The sequence below is a fragment of the Stenotrophomonas sp. P5_A8 genome (assembly GCF_056400545.1).
Window position 1 is genome coordinate 1 of record NZ_JBFULB010000070.1, and the last position, 15,414, is coordinate 15,414.

Genomic DNA, 15,414 nt, shown 5'->3' on the forward strand with positions numbered 1-15,414 from the left:
GGGCAACAACCTCAACGGCCTGATGACCCGTGCCAGCAACTTCAATGCGGCACTGAGCAAGAGCGGCGACACGGCGATCGACACCGTCCGTCGTGCCATCTACCAGGTGCGCAAGCAGTCGCAGCTGGCGGCCGACGCCACGGTGATGACCGATCTCGACTGGATGAACATCGAGCTCGAGAAGGACGCCCAGAACCGTTACCTGTTCGCCAACCTGCAAGGCTTCGTCACCCCGATTCTGTGGGGTCGCCCGGTGATCAGCTCGGACAGCATGGATGAGGGCGACAGCGACGAGGGCGGCGAGTTCCTGGTCGGCGCGTTCCAGCGTGGCGCGCAGATCTACGACCGCATGTCGTTCCTGGTCAAGATGGGCATGATCAACGACGACTTCATCAAGAACCAGCGCGTGTTGCTGGTGGAAGAGCGCCTGGGCCTGGCGATGCGCCGCGAAAACGCGTTCGTCAAGGGCCGTTTCGGTCAGTCGGCCGGTTCGTAACAGCAAACGGCAAGGACAGCTCCCCCTCACCGGAGGGGGAGCCTCTCAGATGGAGGATCTATGCGAGTTGTCGTAGCTGTTCCGTGGCGTGAGTCGCCCGGCCGCGGTAAATGGTTGGAGGCGGTAAAGCGTCACTTCGCCACGCACTTTCCAGATTGGAAGCTGATCACGGTTGATGCCGGCGGCGACGTGTTCAGCCGGGCCAAGTCTCGGAACCTGGCCGTGGTCGAGGCCGAGCGGGCAGGCGCTGAGGTGGTGATCATCAACGATGCGGACGTGCTGGCCCGCTCGGCATCGCTCCGAAGCGCGGCCGAGCAAGCGTTTCAAGCCGGTGGCTTGCACCTGCCCTTCGAGACGTGCGTCGTGTTGAACGGGGTTGAGGCCGAGGCATTCGCGGCCAACGTGTCATTCCCGCGCGCTGGAGGCTTCGCCTCGACCGGTGGCATATACGCGGTCCGGCCAGACCAATGGCGCGCCTTTGGTGGCGTGGATGAGTATTTCGAAGGCTGGGGCGGCGAAGACGACCAGACGGTCGCCGCGGCTGCGGCCTTGGTTGGGGTTCACCGGCATCTGGGCATTGCGGTGAGCTTGGGCCATCGCGCGGAGCGGCTGGTCAATCCGCACTACGCGGCAAATATGGCTCGGACCCGGGCCTATCAGGCGGTGCAGGGCGATCCTGCAGCCATGCGGGCGCTGATTGCCTCCCGTGCTGGCCTGCTGGAGCGCATGCGCGCGCAGCCCCCGCGCGTAGCGGTGGTCGCGCCTTCTCGGGGCCGGCCGGCGAACGTGGAGCGGCTGTGGAAGTCGATGCAGCAGACCGCGCTCTGGCCCGTGGACCTGTTGGTTGGCCTGGATGCCGACGACGAGGCGAGTTACCCCCGCCTGCCGGGCGTCACCTACGTGGTCAAGCCAAGGCAGCGCCTGAACGCGTGGTGGAACGAACTGGCGATCGACAACATCGATCGCTACGACACCTTCGTGTTCGCGGGCGACGACAATGTCATGGTCACGCCGGGGTGGGACTTCCTGCTGGACGACGAGCTGGCGCGGCACCATTACGCCGGCTTCGCCACCGGGCCGGATGGGCTGCGGAAGGACAAGAAGTTCACCTGGGCAGCGATCGGCGCCAGGCAGATTCGGGAGCTTGGTTACGTGGGCCCGGAAGGGCTGATTCACCTTTGCATCGACACCGCCTGGCAGTACCTGGCACAAGCCACGGGCTCCATGTACTGGCTCGATCACGTCCTGATCGAGCATATGCACTACTCGCGCAAGGGCGCAGGGGTTGCCGAAGATCAGACCTATCGGGAGGCGAATGCGGCCGAGGTCAACCGGAAGGACCACGACACCGTTAACGCCTGGGGATCGTCGCCGCAATTCCGCAAGGACGTGGAGAAGATCCGGAAGTTGCTTTCCACGCCGTTTGAGCGGCAGGTGCCACAGGCGTCGAGTCGCGACGAGGAGCCGCCGGCCGCTGCTTTGGACGTGGTGACGCTGCCCTTCGAGATACGCATCGCCGGCGCGATCTATCGAAGCGGGACGCTCCGCGTGCCCGTGTCGGTGGTGATCGAGGACGGCAAGCTCCGGATGGATCCGGACGCCGACCTGGCCGAATTGGTGAGGGCGCAGCTATGAAGATCGCGGTTGTCGCGCACTACAGCCGCAGCCGGCAGGCCTACGCGCTCGCGTCGTCGCTGGGGGCGTCGGTGTTCATGGACCACGAAGGCAACGGTGCAGCGTGGAACCATCGCAGGGCGCTCGCTTGGGCCGCAGAGCAGCAAGAGCGGGTGATCGTGCTGGAGGATGATGCGCAGCCCGTGGCGGGCTTCCTAGCCGCCGCTCAACGTGTGATCGACCGATTCCCTGACGACTTGGTGAGCTTTTATCTGGGCACCGGCCGCCCACCCCAGTACCAGGCGGTGATACGGGAGCGAATGGAAGACCTTGACCGGCGGGGCGGCGACTCTCTGGTGATGCCCGACCTGCTCCATGGCGTGGCCTACTCGGTCCCGCCGGAGCGGGTCGCCCTCGTCCTGCAGCGCATGTCCCACACGCTGCCGGCGGACTTCGCCATCGGCCGGGCTTGGACATCCTTCACCGGCCGGCAGGTGGTCTACCCGGTTCCGTCACTGGTCGACCATGCAGACGGGAGCAGCGTCGAGCATCACCCCGATGGAAAGCCCCGAACGGAGCCGCGCCGGGCCTGGCGGCTGCCCTCCTGCGTTGGCCCTGAGCACTGCAAGCCGGCGTTTCCCGAGGAGGGCAAGTCATGGCTGTAACGATTCCGCTTGATCTGGTTCGCCAGCAGTGCAACGTCCTGGCCGATATCGAAGACACGCTGCTCGAGCAGTACGTGGCCGCCGCGCTGGCTCATGTGGAGCAGCACTGCGACCGCCGGCTGGTCGAAAGCGAGCCGGCGGATATCAGCGAGATGAACCTAACCCCGGATGTCGTGCAAGCGGCGCTGTTGTTGGTCGGGCACTGGGTCGCCAACCGCGAGGCGGTGGTGATCGGCGAGGTATCCAATGAAGTGCAGCTGGGCTTTGCCCGGTTGCTTTGGTACAGGAAGGCATTCTGATGCGCGCAGGACAGTTGAACCGGAGGATCGAGGTGCAGAAGCCGGGCACGATCCGGGACGAGGCCGGCCAGCCGGTCGACGGCTGGATTCCCGTCGGTCCGCTGATGGCTGACATCGGCAATGAAACCGGCATGGGTGCGATTCGTTCATCGGTGCAGGGCGACGCGCCGGCCTCGATCGCCCGTTACAGCTTCCTGGTGCGTTTCAGCGGCGCGCGCGCCCTGGGGGTGGATGCAGGGATGCGGATCGTTCATGACGGTGACGTGTTCGAGGTAAAGGGCATTGCCCGGGACTACCGAAACCGCGACAGGGCCTACATCCTTTGCGAGCAGGGCGGCAACGATGGCTAACAAGATCGACCTGAGCGGCGCGCTGGCCGGCTTGGACCGGCTCGGCGCTGCGGCTACGAGCGTCTCCCGATCCATGGGTGTGGCCGCCGGCAGCATCGTGCGCGACGAGGCAAAAGCGCTGGCCCCGGTGAAGAGCGGCAAACTCAAGGCGGCGATCTACCTTGCCTACCGCGATGCCCAATCGACCGAATCCAAGGTCGTCTATAGCGTCAGCTGGAACGGCCGCAAGGCACCGCACGGGCACCTGGTCGAGTTCGGTCACTGGCGCGTCAATGAACTGGTGCAGGGTGAGGACGGACTCTGGCGCGCGTCGCGGGATCGCCTTCCGGAGCCGAAGTGGACACCGCCGCACCCGTTCCTACGGCCGGCTTTCGAAGGCACCCGGAACCGTCTGATGCAGGTGGCCACCAAGCGCGGCCGGGAGCGCCTGCAGGAGCTTCTCGCGGGTGATGGGGGTGCCGACGATGAGCCTTGAAGCCACGATTACCGCGCTCCTTGAGGGGTTGGTGGACGGCAGGCTCTACCCGGACGTCGGTCCGGATACGTCCGTCTACCCCTTCATCACCTATCAGCAGGTGGGCGGACGGTCTCTGCAGTACCTGGAGAAGACGCTGCCGGGGCACGAACATGCTCGGCTGCAGGTCAACGTATGGGCTAAAACGCGCTTGGAAGCGAACCAGCTCGCCCGCGCCGTGGCCCATGCGCTTGTGCAATCGCCGATGCCTTGCGAGACATACGGGGCTTTCGCCGCTATCTACGAGCCAGCGATCAAGAAGTACGGAACGCGCCAGGACTTCGGGCTCTGGCATCCCGCCTAATCGACCCGCCAAACAATCAACACGCCGCCCTCGGGCGGTTTTTTTATGCCCAAAGGAGGGCACAACCATGGCTTTGAAGTTCCCGAACGGTACGGTGCTGGGAATCAGCACCGCAGTTGCAGCCGCGGTCGCTGCCACCGCAATCTCCAACGCAAATCCCGCCGTCGCCACGGTCGCGGCCGGCAGCGGCATCTCCGAGGGCGACGTCCTGGTGGTGCGGTCGGCCTGGCCGGAGCTGAACGATCGCGTCGCGGTCGCCGGCTCCAGCGGCACTGCAATCCCGCTGCGGGGCATCGACACCACCGATACCGACGATTTCCCCGCCGACCAGGGCCCCGGCAGCCTGCTGCGCGTGACCGACTGGATCGATTTCAGCCAGCAGGGCGACGTGTCCACCTCCGGTGGCGAGCAGCAGTTCTGGAATGGCGTGTTCCTCGAGGACCGCAGCGGCCGCCAGCGCCAGGTGCCGACGATCAAGAACGCCAAGACGTTCAACCTGCCGCTGTACTTCGACCCGAAGCTGCCCTGGTATCAGGCCGCGAAGAAGGCCGACCGCAAGAAGCAGCCGGTGGTGCTGCGCGCGCGCCTGCCCGACGGCGACGTCCTCTACTACTACGGCTACCTGTCCTTCGACGCGGATCCGAGCCTGAGCGCGAACAACCCGATGCAGAACACCGCGACCTTCTCGATCAACTCCGACCACACGTTCATTTCGGCTGACGAGGAGGAGGGCTCCTGATGGCGGTCAAGAAGGGTGAAGCGCCGGCTGTGATCCCGGCCAAACTGTCGTTTTCCGGCACCGGCGAGAAGTTCAAGCTGGACGTCAAGTTCCGGAACGTCAACGGCAAGGAGTACCGCGCGGCGGTGGACGATGGGAAGAACCTGGCCGAGCTTGTCTTCCTGGTGGTGGATGAGTGGGACGCCGACTACCCCCTGTCGGTCGAAGGCATCATGGACTTCGAAGATGAGCGCGCCGGGATCTGCGAGGGGCTGCTGATGGCATACCACCGCGCCCGCCGGGTTGAACTGGAAAAAAACTGATTGAGGCGGTCGGGGCGCTGTACTGGCGGGCCCCGACCGCCGATCAGTTGGCCGCTCTGGGGCTGAGATCGAAGCACTACCAAGCCCCAGAAGTTGCAGTGTGGCCAGAGCTTTGGCCCGCCATCGAGCATTTCCGCCGAATCACCACCCAGTGGCGGTGCGGCGGCGGCGGCCCGATCGGGCTGGACTACGGCATCCTGTACGCCAACCTGGACCGTGACGGTGTCACGGGGGCGGACAGAGACGACCTCCTCGGTGCAATTGCCGTGATCGAGTCGGCGGCGCTGGAGCAAATCCACAGCGGTTAGAATCGGGCCTCTACACAAGGAGGCTTGGCGATGGCTAAGTGGATTGTTCTGGCGCTGGCGGCATTGGCGCTGACGGGCTGCAGCGAGCGCCAGGCCGTTGAGGCCTGCAAGGCGGCGATCAAAGAGAAGGCGACCAACCCATCGGCGGCTGTGATCCCAAGCCCGGGAGACGTCGCGAGCGGAAAGGAGATTGTGTTTATCAACTGGAAGCGGGGTGATGGGCTGCGCCTGCAGAACAACTTCGGTGCACTCCTTGATGTATCAGCTACGTGCACTTATTCAAAAGCGACGAAGCAAGTTGACTACCTATCGCTGGGTAACGACGTGGTAATAGGGTCGCTACCCAAGTAATCGAACAACTCACAGATCAACCGCCTTCGGGCGGTTTTTTTATGCCCGAGGCAAATGCAAATGGCACAAGAGAGCATCGGCACCGCCAGGATCGACATCGAAATCGACAACAGCAAAGTCGAGCCCGGCGTCAATGCGGCGAAGCAGTCGGTCGCCTCCCTTGCCACCGAAGTGGAGAAGGGCTCTGCGCGGCAGGTTGTCGCCACCAGCCGCCAAGTTACGGCGCTGGAGCGGAACATCGCCACCCTCGGGAAGAGCCGAGAGGAGGTCATTCGCTGGCGCATCGAGCAGCAGACGACCGGTAAGGTTCAGGATCAACTCAAGGCCAAGCTGGACGCCAGCGTCGCGGCGATGAAGGCTGGCGACGCCCAGTTGGTGAACTACGGTATGTCCGCGAAGGCCACCGCAGCCGCCATGCGCGGTGTGCCGGCGCAGATTACGGATATCGCCGTCAGCCTGCAGGGCGGGCAGCGGCCGTTGACCGTCTTGCTCCAGCAGGGCGGACAGTTGAAGGACATGTTCGGGGGCGTGGTGCCGGCGGCTCGAGCCCTTGGCTCAAGTCTCATGGCCCTGGTCAACCCCTACTCGGTGGCAGCGGCAGCGGTCGGTGTGCTTGCTTTGGCGTGGTACTCGGCTCAAAAGGACGCTGAGGCATACACCAAGGCCCTTGTTCTCACCGGCTACCAAGCAGGAGCCACGGAGGGCCAACTCGCGTCCACCTCGGCCAACATCGCCAACAGCCTGAACATAACCGCAGGCGCGGCCAGGGAGGCGACGCTCCAGGTCATCAATACCGGCGGCATCACGCGCGACAACATGGAATTGGTGGCGCGCGCGGCGGCAGCAATGCAGCAGCTTACCGGCGCGTCACTCGATCAGACGGTTTCCGCATATGCTCGCCTGGCTGACGAGCCTGTAGCCGCCGTGCTTAAGCTCAATGAAAGCAGCAACTTCCTGACGCTTTCCCTCTATGACCAAGTGCGCGCGCTGCAGGAGCAGGGCAACTACCAGGCGGCTGCGACCGTAGCGACCAAGGCGGCTTCCGAGGCAACCGTTGAGGCACTGAACCGCGTCCGCGAGAGCCAGAATTGGCTCTCGAAGAGCATGGACGAGACGACGATCAAGGCCAACAAGATGTGGGCCGCGCTCAAGAACTCCGTTGGGCTGTCATCTCGTGGTGACGAAATGCAGGCACTGCTCCGGGACAATCGCCAGGCTGTCTTTGAAATGGAGCAGGCAAAGTCAGCAGGGGGCAATTTCAACACCATCAATTCGTATCGGATTCGAATCGAAACCAATGCCAAGAAGATCAAGGAAATCGCCGCCCAGATGACGGCTGAGGCCTCCGAGGCAAGAATCAAGAGCGCTCAGTCGGCAGCGGTCACCACCGCCGCCGCCCTGGACAAGATCATCGATGACGGCGCGACCAAGGAGGAGAAAAAGCGGCGCGCGATCGCCAAGGTTGAAACCGAATCGAACATCGCGATCGAGAAGGCCAAGGCCGCTGGCCTCGTCTCGGCGGTGGCTGGCTTAGAGGAGCGGAAGCAGAAGGCCATCGAGGCGATCCGGGAGAAGTACAAGGAAAAGCCCAAGGGCGGTTCCACTGCTGGTGCGTCCAGGACGGCAGGACTGCAGGGCTACAAGGACGACCTGGTCGAAGAGAAGGCGTCCATTGCCGCCAGTACGAAGACCCTCCAGGCCGAGTTCCAGGCGCGGCAGATCACTGCCGAGGCCTATTACGGTCGCATGCGTGAGCTGTCGCAGCAGGGCACAGCGGCCGAGGCCGCGTCCTTGGAGAAGCAGATCGCCTTCCTCCGGACGCAGTCCAGCACCGGGCGTGAAGGGATCACGGTCGGTCGGCAGATCGGACAGTTGGAAGCCCAGCTAGCGAAGGTCCGCCTTGAAGGAGCCGCCAGCCTGCAGGCGCTGGCGACGCAAGAGCGTGCGGCGGCGGCTGCGAGGAGTGAAGCGCTGGTGAGCTACCAGGCCGCGTTGGATGCCAGCACCCGTGCGCTCCGGCAGCAGATGGCGGCGATGGTAGATCGCGTGGGTGCGGGTGAGCGCGAGTACCAGATCCAGCAGCGGGTAAACGAGGTATACCGCGAACAGGCGGAACGCTTGACCGAGCTTGCGCTCAAGAAGGCATCGGACGCCGCAAACGCTAGCCTGTACGACGAAGAGATCGCCAAGGTCCGGGCGGCAACCGATGAGCGTGTGCGCGTCATCCGCGATGGCTACGCCGACATGGCGGCAGCTCAATCCGATTGGCTGAATGGTGCGTCCGCTGCCTGGGCGGATTACCGCGACGAGGCGGCCAATACCGCCGGCATGACCCAGAACCTGATGGTCAATGCCTTCACGGGTGCCGAGGACGCGGCAGTCCGATTTGCCAAGACCGGGAAATTCTCCTTCTCGGACATGGCCGACTCGATCATTGCTGACCTGACGCGCATCGCAGCCAAGCAGGCGATCGTGGCGGGGATCCAAGCAATCGGTCAGGCATTCGGGCCGCAAATCACCGGCTTTGCGAAGGGCGGGGCGATGGTATCGCCGAGCCTGTCTGCGTACTCCGGTGGCGTCTACGACAAACCGCAGATGTTCGCCTTTGCCAAGGGTGCGGGCGTATTCGGTGAGGCCGGCCCGGAGGCGATCATGCCGCTACGGCGTACCTCGGATGGCCGCTTGGGCGTGGCAGCGACGGGCGGTGGCGGTGCAGCGTCCTTCCAGTTCAACACCGAGTTCAACATCGCCAGCGACGGATCGAGCAACACCCAGTCGAATGGCAACGGGCCGGCCAGTGGTGAGGATGTGCGCCGGAGCTTCACCGGCATGGCGAACGCTTGGGCAACCGACCAGATGCGCCCTGGCGGCGTGTTCCATCGCATGAGGACCGGCGGATGACCGACGTTTTCAAGTGGCAGCCGCTGAGCGAGAGCGGCGGCGAGACAGCGGGCGATGTCCGGCGGACCGTGTTCGGTGACGGTTACTCCCAATCGTCACCGGACGGCATCAACCCCATCAAGCGCAAGTACCAGCTGAAGTTCGGCGGGCCTAAAGCGGAGATGGAACCGATCGTTGCGTTCATCGTCGCGCACATCGGCCAATCGTTCCTCTGGACCCCACCCTTCGGCGGGCCGGGTTACTACCAATGTGACGGCTACAGCGACTCAGGGCAGGGCGGCCAAGTCTACACGATCGCCGCCACCTTTGAACAGACATACCAGCCATAAGGGCAAGAAATGGCAAAGCAAACTATCGACATCACCACCCCGCACCCGGGGTGGACCGGCGATCCGTTCCCGACGGCATTCGGAAAGGCTAACGCCAACTTCGATGAACTGTACGAGGCGGTCGGGAGCATCAGCACGATCGTTGAGGACGTTGAGCAGCTCAAAACCGAGATCGAGGAGAAAGTCGACACCGCGTTGGAGGACGTCGATGAGAAGGTCGCCCAGGCAGAGCAGCAGCTCGAGCAGGCGGTGGCCACCATTCCTGCCCTGGTCGACACCGCGATCGCCGGCCGCATCCCCGGCAAGAATTTGCTGATCAACGGCAACTTCGACTTCTCTCAGCGCGGCGTGACGGGTTCCCGGACAAGTGCCGCCGTGGAAGCCATCTACACCATGGACCGCTGGATTTGCGGGTTCGTCAACGTCAACGGCAACTGGGGTGTCGGCGGCACGACGTTCGGTGAGATCCCAGGTTCCCGCAGGTTCCTTGGCTACAACATTGCCAGCGTGCCTAACAACAACTCATCCGCTTACGTGGGTCAAAAGGTTGAGGGCGCTGGCACGCTGGCGGGGAAGACGGTAACGCTATCAGTGTGGGCGCGCAGCAACGTCGCTGGAAAGAAGATGGKGATGCGCGCGCTACAGCTCTTCGGCACTGGCGGATCAACTACCACTTCCACGGAAGCGCCTAATGTGGTCACCCTGACCACAGCGTTCAAGCGATACAGTTTCACTGTCACGTTGCCTAGCGTTGCAGGAAAGACAATCGGAACGTCCGGCGATGATGGAATGTTGGTGGTGCTGGATTACTGCGGTCCTGCTCCACTGTACGGCGGCGCTTTGGCTGGACAGACAGGATTGTTTGAAGTTGCTCAAGCGCAATTGGAAGAGGGTGGCACAGCAACGGGCTTTGAATTCCGACCGCTTGGATTGGAACTGTCACTTTGCCAGCGTTACTACGAAAAAAGTTACCTGCTGGACGTGGACCCCGGCACCACTAGCTCCTGGGGGCGCTGTGGTGAGTTCCTGGCCGTACAGCGAACGGGTAGCAACGCTTGGATTCAAAGATTCGCGGTAACCAAGCGGGCTACCCCGGCAGTGCGCATATACGCCTCGGAGAATGGCGCGCTTAACCAGGTTTCCCAGGACAACGGCACGAATGTGGCAATCGGTAACGTTGCTGCCGTGGGCCAAACCGGTTTTCAGGTTTCGTACACGAACGCAGCCGGTCGCTACGGCGGCTCCTTCCACTTTGTGGCTGAATCGGAAATTTAAGCATGTACGCATTGACCACCGATACTGATTTGGTCCTTTGCCTGGACACCTACACGTACATCCCGCGCGGACATGCGCTTTGGCAGGGTTACGAGCAATTCTTGGCTGACGGCGGCGTGCCGCGGCCGCTGGTCGCGCCACGCAACCTTGATGAAATGAAGCTCGCCCTGGTCACGGCGGCCACCGCGCAGCGCTGGTCGCAGGAAACGGGCGGCGTCGAGTTGGGAGGGGTGAGGGTCGGCACCACCTTGGACGACCAGAACCGCATCAGCGGCGTGCTATCGGCGATCGCGCTTGGCGGGCTGGAGGCTGTCGACTTCAAGGCGGCAAGCGGCTGGGTGCGGCTCACCGCCGCGCAGCTGCAGGGGATCGCACAGGCGATCTCAGGGCACGTGCAGGCGTGCTTCTCGGCGGAGCGGGCGCACCACGAAGCGATCGCTGAGATCGACACGCTGGGACAGGCCGAGGCGTACGACGTGACTCAGGGGTGGCCGGGATGACGATCACCGCTGACATCCAGAGCCTTGAGCCAGGCGCTCGCTTTATGGGGTTCGAACTGGACGCCAGCCGCATGGGGGCCGATCAACTGTTCTTCCACGCCCACCGGCAGGAGACTCCGATCTTCTGGCAGGGGCAGGCCTACGGTCCTTGGCCCGTCGAGGCGACCGGCTTTGCCCGGACAGGGGATCAGCCGCCGACGCCCCGGTTGAAGGTTGGCAACCTCGACGGATCCATCACGGCAATGTGCCTGATGTTCGGCGACCTGGTGGGGGCCCGCCTGATCCGCCGGCAGACGTTGGTCAAGTACCTGGATGCGGTCAACTTTCCCGGCGGCAATCCTACCGCCAACCCGACCGAACACTTCCAGGACGAGATCTGGTTCATCGAGCGCAAGGCGGCGGAAACCGACGAGTACATCGAGTTCGAGCTGTCCACCGCGGCGGACCTCAACGGCGAGCAGCTGCCAGGCCGGCAGATCATCGCGGGGACGTGTGGCCACCTCATCCGGGGCGGCTACCGAGGGCCCTACTGCGGTTACACGGGCAGCGCCTGCTTCGATATCAACGACAACCCGGTGGACGACCCGGCGCTCGACGTGTGCCCCGGCCTGCTGCGCAGCTGCAAGCGCCGGTTCGGCGAGAACGAGGAACTGCCCTATGGGGGCTTCCCCGCCTCCGGCCGCCTTCGGACGTAGCGCGAAAGATCAACGACGGTGAATGCCACTGCTGCGTGGGTGGCGTGGGAAGGGAGGAAGACGGACGAGCGGCCGAGGCGCGAGACGTAAGGCCCCTGATACCTCCACTGAGAAGACCACGCCATAGCTCTACCAGGGGATCAGCACCGGGCACCGTCACCAATTACCAAAGGCCCGCACTTGGCGGGCCTTTTCTATGGGCGAAATATGGAAACGACGACCCTTCAAGCCATTCAGGCCCACGCCGTGGCCGAGTATCCCCGGGAGTGCTGCGGGCTGGTGGTGCTGACCGCGCAGGGCGAGGAGTACATCCCGTGCAGGAACACGGCTGAAAAGCCGACGGACAACTTCCGGCTTCCGGGTGAGGACTACATTGCCGCCGAGGACCGCGGCGAGGTGCTGGCGCTGGTGCACAGCCATCCCAACGGATCGGCCGAGCCAACGGATGCCGACCGAGTCATCTGCGAGAAAAGCGGCCTTCCGTGGCACATCGTCAGTGTCGGCCAGGTGGACGGCGTACCCGAGTGCGGCGACGTCCGCAGCTTTGGTCCCTGCGGCTATGAGGCCCCGCTGGTAGGCCGGCAGTTCGCACACGGCACCCTCGATTGCTACACGCTGGTGCAGGATTTCCACGCGCGCGAGCTTGGCATCCGTCTCGGCCAGTACGAAAGGGCGGACGATTGGTGGCTGCAGGGCGAGGATCTCTACAGCCTCGATCGACTGCGGGCCGAGGGATTCGAGCTGATCAGCGACGCGCCGCAGCGGGGCGACATGGTGGTCATGCAGATCCGCGCTGAGGTGCCCAATCACGCCGGTATCTACCTGGGCGACGGGCAGATGCTCCATCACCTGCAGGGTCGCCTTTCCGAGCGCGTGATCTACGGCGGCTACTGGGCCGAGCGCACCCGCTACATCGTCCGGCATCGCGAGGCGCGCCATGGATAAGCTGCGGACGGTTCGCCTCTACGGCGTGCTGGGCGCGCGCTTCGGCCGGCGCTTTCGCCTGGTCGTGAGCAACCCTGCCGAGGCCGTGCGCGCGCTGTCGGTGCAGTTGCCGGGCTTTTCTGAGTTCCTGGCGTCAGCCAAGGACAAGGGCATGGAGTTCGCCTTCTTTGTCGGTTCCCGGAACATCGGTAAGGCCGAGCTTGACGATCCACCCGGCGACGATGATATCCGCATCGCTCCGGTGCTGGTCGGCTCAAAGCGTGCCGGCGTACTGCAGACGATCGTGGGCGCTGTCCTGATCGTCGTTGGCATCTACGGCAACATCGCCGGCGGTTGGGGACAGCCCTTCATCAATCTTGGCGTGGGCATGGTCATGGGAGGCGTTGCCCAAATGCTCGCGCCGCAGGCGCGAAACCTCGGCGCCAAAGACAGCCCAGAAAACACCCCGAGCTACAGCATGAACGGTGCCGTCAACACGCAGGCGCAAGGCAACCCTGTGCCGCTCGCATACGGCGGGCACGACGAGAAAGGCATGTACGTGGGCTCGGCAATTATCAGTGGCGGCATCATGGCGGAGGATCAGACTTGAGCGCATTGACGGTCGCAACCCCGCATTCGTACGGCCCCTCGCAGGCTGGTGCAAACCCGCTTTCGATCGTGGACCTGCGAGGGGCGAAGAAGGGCGAGGCGACGGCTCGCCAGCCTGTGGAAACCCCCGACAGCCTGCGCTCCATCGCGCGCGCCCGCATCTTGGACCTGATCAGCGAGGGTGAGATTCGTGGCCTGGTGGATGGCAACCGTTCGATCTTCCTGGACGGCGTGCCGATCGAAGGCCCCGGCGGCGTCCTGAACTTTCAGGGTGTGCGAGTGGAGCTTCGCTCGGGCACGCAGGATCAGTCGCACATTCCAGGCTTCCCGAGCGTCGAGAACGAAATCGGCGTTGGCGTCGAGCTTCGGACCGATACGCCGGTCGTGCGAACGGTGTCAGGCAGCGAGTTGTCGGCGATCCGAGTTCGCTTTGGCGTCCCGACGCTGCAGAAGCTGAACACAGAGAACGGCGACACCGAAGGCTACAGCGTCGGATATGCGATCGACCTGTCGACCGATGGCAGCACGTCCTCGACTGTGTTGAGCAACGCGTTCACCGGCAAGACGACCACCCTGTATCAGCGTAGCCACCGCATCGACCTCCCCGCTGGCCAGAGCTGGCAGATTCGCGTGCGCCGCCTCACGCCGAACGCCAACAGCAACACCGTCGGCGACACGGTGAACGTGGAGTCCATCACCGAAGTGATCGATGCCAAGCTGCGTTATCCGAACTGCGCCTTGGCGGCGGTCGAGGTCGACGCAAGCCAGTTTCAGACCAAGCCGAGTACCGCCTACCAAATTTGGGGGCGCATCGTTCAGGTGCCGAGCAACTACGACGTCGCCACGCGCACCTACAACGGCATCTGGGACGGCACCTTCAAGCCTTCATGGACGAACAACCCGGCGTGGATCTTCTACGACCTGGTGGTCAACGACCGCTTCGGGCTGGGCCATCGGATCCCGGCGGCGTGGGTTGATCGCTGGCGGCTGTATCAGATCGCGCAGTATTGCGATCAGCTGGTGAGCGACGGCATGGGCGGCCGGGAGCCGCGCTTCGTGTCCAGCGTCTACATGCAGACCCGGGGTGATGCCTACAAGGTGCTGCAGGACATGGCGTCGATGTTCCGAGGCGTCAGCTTCTACGCGGCCGGCCAGATGATGGCCTCCTGCGACATGCCTCAGGATCCGATCTTCACCTACACCGCAGCGAACGTGGTCGATGGCAAGTTCGGGTACGAGGGAACAAGCCTCAAGGCCCGCCATACCGTCGCCCTTGTATCGTGGTCCGATCCGGACGACTTCGGCCGGCAGAAGGTTGAGACGGTCGTCCATCGTGAAGGCGTGGCCCGGTACGGGATCAACCAGATCGAGGTGACGGCGATCGGCTGCCACTCGCGATCGCAGGCACAGCGCGTTGGCAACCACATCCTGTGGACGGAGTATCTGGCGACCGAAACCATCAGCTTTGTCGTCGGGCTCGAGGGCATGATCTGTCAGCCCGGCGACGTCTTCCAGGTAGCCAACAAGTACCGCGCTGGCCGCCGCAACGCTGGACGCATCCGGGGGGCCACTCTCGATACCCTGACCCTCGATGCTCTTCCCCCGGCCATAGGCCCCGGTGACACCCTTCGGGCCACCCTGCCTACGGGGCGCACCGAGGCGCGCACTGTGGCGCAGGTTACGGGCAATACGGTGCGGGTTATCGCGCCGTGGTCGGCTGTTCCGGTCAAGCACTCGATCTGGTGTGTTGAAAGCGCCGATCTGGCCCTCCAGCAGTTCCGGGCAGTGTCGATCACGGAGGAGACGCCGACTACTTTCCGGATCACCGGCATCCACCACGTCCCGCAGAAGTTCGCGGCGATCGATGACGGCACCCGGCTGGAGCTGCCGCCGATCAGCATCATCCCGCCTTCGGTTCAGCCGCCGCCGGCCAGCGTTGCGCTGACCTCGCGGTCGGTGATCGACCAGGGCATCGCCAGCCACATCCTGAACATCGCTTGGGAGCGGGCGGACAAGGCGATCGCGTACGACGTCGAATGGCGGCGCGATGACCTGGATTGGGTCCGGGCCGGCCGGGTTGCGACGGCCAGCCTTGACGTGCCCGGGATCTATGCAGGCCGTTATCTGGCCCGCGTCAGGGCCATCAATGCCCTTGGCGTGGCCTCCATGCCAAAGCTCAGCCCCCTGACCGACATCGCTGGCAAAACCACGCCGCCGCCGGCACTGACGTCGCTGGCAG

19 protein-coding genes are annotated in these 15,414 nt (G+C 64.0%); all 19 read left to right on the top strand.

Going from position 1 to position 15,414, the window contains the following annotated elements:
• Positions 1-496 (top strand): phage major capsid protein (locus tag AC1DQP_RS07365; RefSeq protein ID WP_478051347.1); only part of this gene is annotated, 496 nt, incomplete at its 5' end.
• A 60-nt stretch (positions 497-556) separates the two neighbouring features.
• Positions 557-2,131 (top strand): galactosyltransferase-related protein, encoded by a 1,575-nt coding sequence (locus AC1DQP_RS07370; RefSeq protein ID WP_457319806.1) that lies wholly within the window; start codon positions 557-559, stop codon positions 2,129-2,131.
• Entirely contained in the window at positions 2,128-2,775 is a 648-nt protein-coding gene (locus AC1DQP_RS07375) for a hypothetical protein (protein WP_457488443.1), read from the top strand. Before AC1DQP_RS07370 ends, AC1DQP_RS07375 begins: the two co-directional genes overlap by 4 nt.
• Positions 2,766-3,074, top strand: coding sequence for a head-tail connector protein (locus AC1DQP_RS07380; protein ID WP_457319810.1), 309 nt, complete (start codon positions 2,766-2,768; stop codon positions 3,072-3,074). The genes AC1DQP_RS07375 and AC1DQP_RS07380 overlap by 10 nt, the downstream gene beginning before the upstream one ends.
• Complete coding sequence (locus AC1DQP_RS07385; RefSeq protein WP_457319813.1) at positions 3,074-3,424, top strand: head-tail adaptor protein; 351 nt, start codon at positions 3,074-3,076, stop codon at positions 3,422-3,424. Before AC1DQP_RS07380 ends, AC1DQP_RS07385 begins: the two co-directional genes overlap by 1 nt.
• A complete protein-coding gene (locus AC1DQP_RS07390) occupies positions 3,417-3,899 on the top strand; it encodes an HK97-gp10 family putative phage morphogenesis protein (protein WP_457319815.1) in 483 nt (160 codons plus the stop codon). Before AC1DQP_RS07385 ends, AC1DQP_RS07390 begins: the two co-directional genes overlap by 8 nt.
• On the top strand, positions 3,889-4,242 hold the full coding sequence (locus AC1DQP_RS07395; RefSeq protein WP_457319817.1) for a DUF3168 domain-containing protein: 354 nt from the start codon (positions 3,889-3,891) through the stop codon (positions 4,240-4,242). Before AC1DQP_RS07390 ends, AC1DQP_RS07395 begins: the two co-directional genes overlap by 11 nt.
• Positions 4,243-4,309: 67 nt before the next feature.
• The gene (locus AC1DQP_RS07400) at positions 4,310-4,981 is read left to right on the top strand and encodes a phage tail protein (RefSeq protein ID WP_457319819.1); all 672 of its coding nucleotides are present in this window, start codon (positions 4,310-4,312) and stop codon (positions 4,979-4,981) included.
• Positions 4,981-5,283 (top strand): hypothetical protein, encoded by a 303-nt coding sequence (locus tag AC1DQP_RS07405; RefSeq protein ID WP_457319821.1) that lies wholly within the window; start codon positions 4,981-4,983, stop codon positions 5,281-5,283. Before AC1DQP_RS07400 ends, AC1DQP_RS07405 begins: the two co-directional genes overlap by 1 nt.
• Before the next feature lie 47 nt (positions 5,284-5,330).
• Positions 5,331-5,591, top strand: a complete 261-nt coding sequence (locus AC1DQP_RS07410) for a DUF1799 domain-containing protein (protein ID WP_457488445.1) — start codon at positions 5,331-5,333, stop codon at positions 5,589-5,591.
• Between the two features lie 30 nt (positions 5,592-5,621).
• Positions 5,622-5,942: a hypothetical protein gene (locus AC1DQP_RS07415; RefSeq protein ID WP_457488446.1), complete on the top strand. Its 321-nt coding sequence runs from the start codon at positions 5,622-5,624 to the stop codon at positions 5,940-5,942.
• A gap of 60 nt (positions 5,943-6,002) precedes the next feature.
• Positions 6,003-8,843: a phage tail tape measure protein gene (locus tag AC1DQP_RS07420; protein ID WP_478051348.1), complete on the top strand. Its 2,841-nt coding sequence runs from the start codon at positions 6,003-6,005 to the stop codon at positions 8,841-8,843.
• The gene (locus AC1DQP_RS07425; RefSeq protein ID WP_457321335.1) at positions 8,840-9,172 is read left to right on the top strand and encodes a phage tail protein; all 333 of its coding nucleotides are present in this window, start codon (positions 8,840-8,842) and stop codon (positions 9,170-9,172) included. The genes AC1DQP_RS07420 and AC1DQP_RS07425 overlap by 4 nt, the downstream gene beginning before the upstream one ends.
• 9 nt (positions 9,173-9,181) lie before the next feature.
• The gene (locus AC1DQP_RS07430; RefSeq protein ID WP_478051349.1) at positions 9,182-10,447 is read left to right on the top strand and encodes a hypothetical protein; all 1,266 of its coding nucleotides are present in this window, start codon (positions 9,182-9,184) and stop codon (positions 10,445-10,447) included.
• Positions 10,448-10,449: 2 nt separating this feature from the next.
• On the top strand, positions 10,450-10,947 hold the full coding sequence (locus AC1DQP_RS07435) for a DUF4376 domain-containing protein (protein WP_478051350.1): 498 nt from the start codon (positions 10,450-10,452) through the stop codon (positions 10,945-10,947).
• Positions 10,944-11,642 carry a phage minor tail protein L gene (locus AC1DQP_RS07440; protein ID WP_457319370.1) on the top strand — a complete coding sequence of 233 codons (699 nt, stop codon included), beginning with the start codon at positions 10,944-10,946 and terminating at the stop codon, positions 11,640-11,642. Before AC1DQP_RS07435 ends, AC1DQP_RS07440 begins: the two co-directional genes overlap by 4 nt.
• 207 nt (positions 11,643-11,849) lie before the next feature.
• Entirely contained in the window at positions 11,850-12,587 is a 738-nt protein-coding gene (locus tag AC1DQP_RS07445) for a C40 family peptidase (protein WP_457319371.1), read from the top strand.
• Positions 12,580-13,176 (top strand): tail assembly protein, encoded by a 597-nt coding sequence (locus AC1DQP_RS07450; protein ID WP_457319372.1) that lies wholly within the window; start codon positions 12,580-12,582, stop codon positions 13,174-13,176. The genes AC1DQP_RS07445 and AC1DQP_RS07450 overlap by 8 nt, the downstream gene beginning before the upstream one ends.
• Positions 13,173-15,414: TipJ family phage tail tip protein (locus tag AC1DQP_RS07455; RefSeq protein ID WP_478051351.1), on the top strand; the 2,242-nt coding region annotated here is incomplete at its 3' end. The genes AC1DQP_RS07450 and AC1DQP_RS07455, both read left to right, overlap by 4 nt.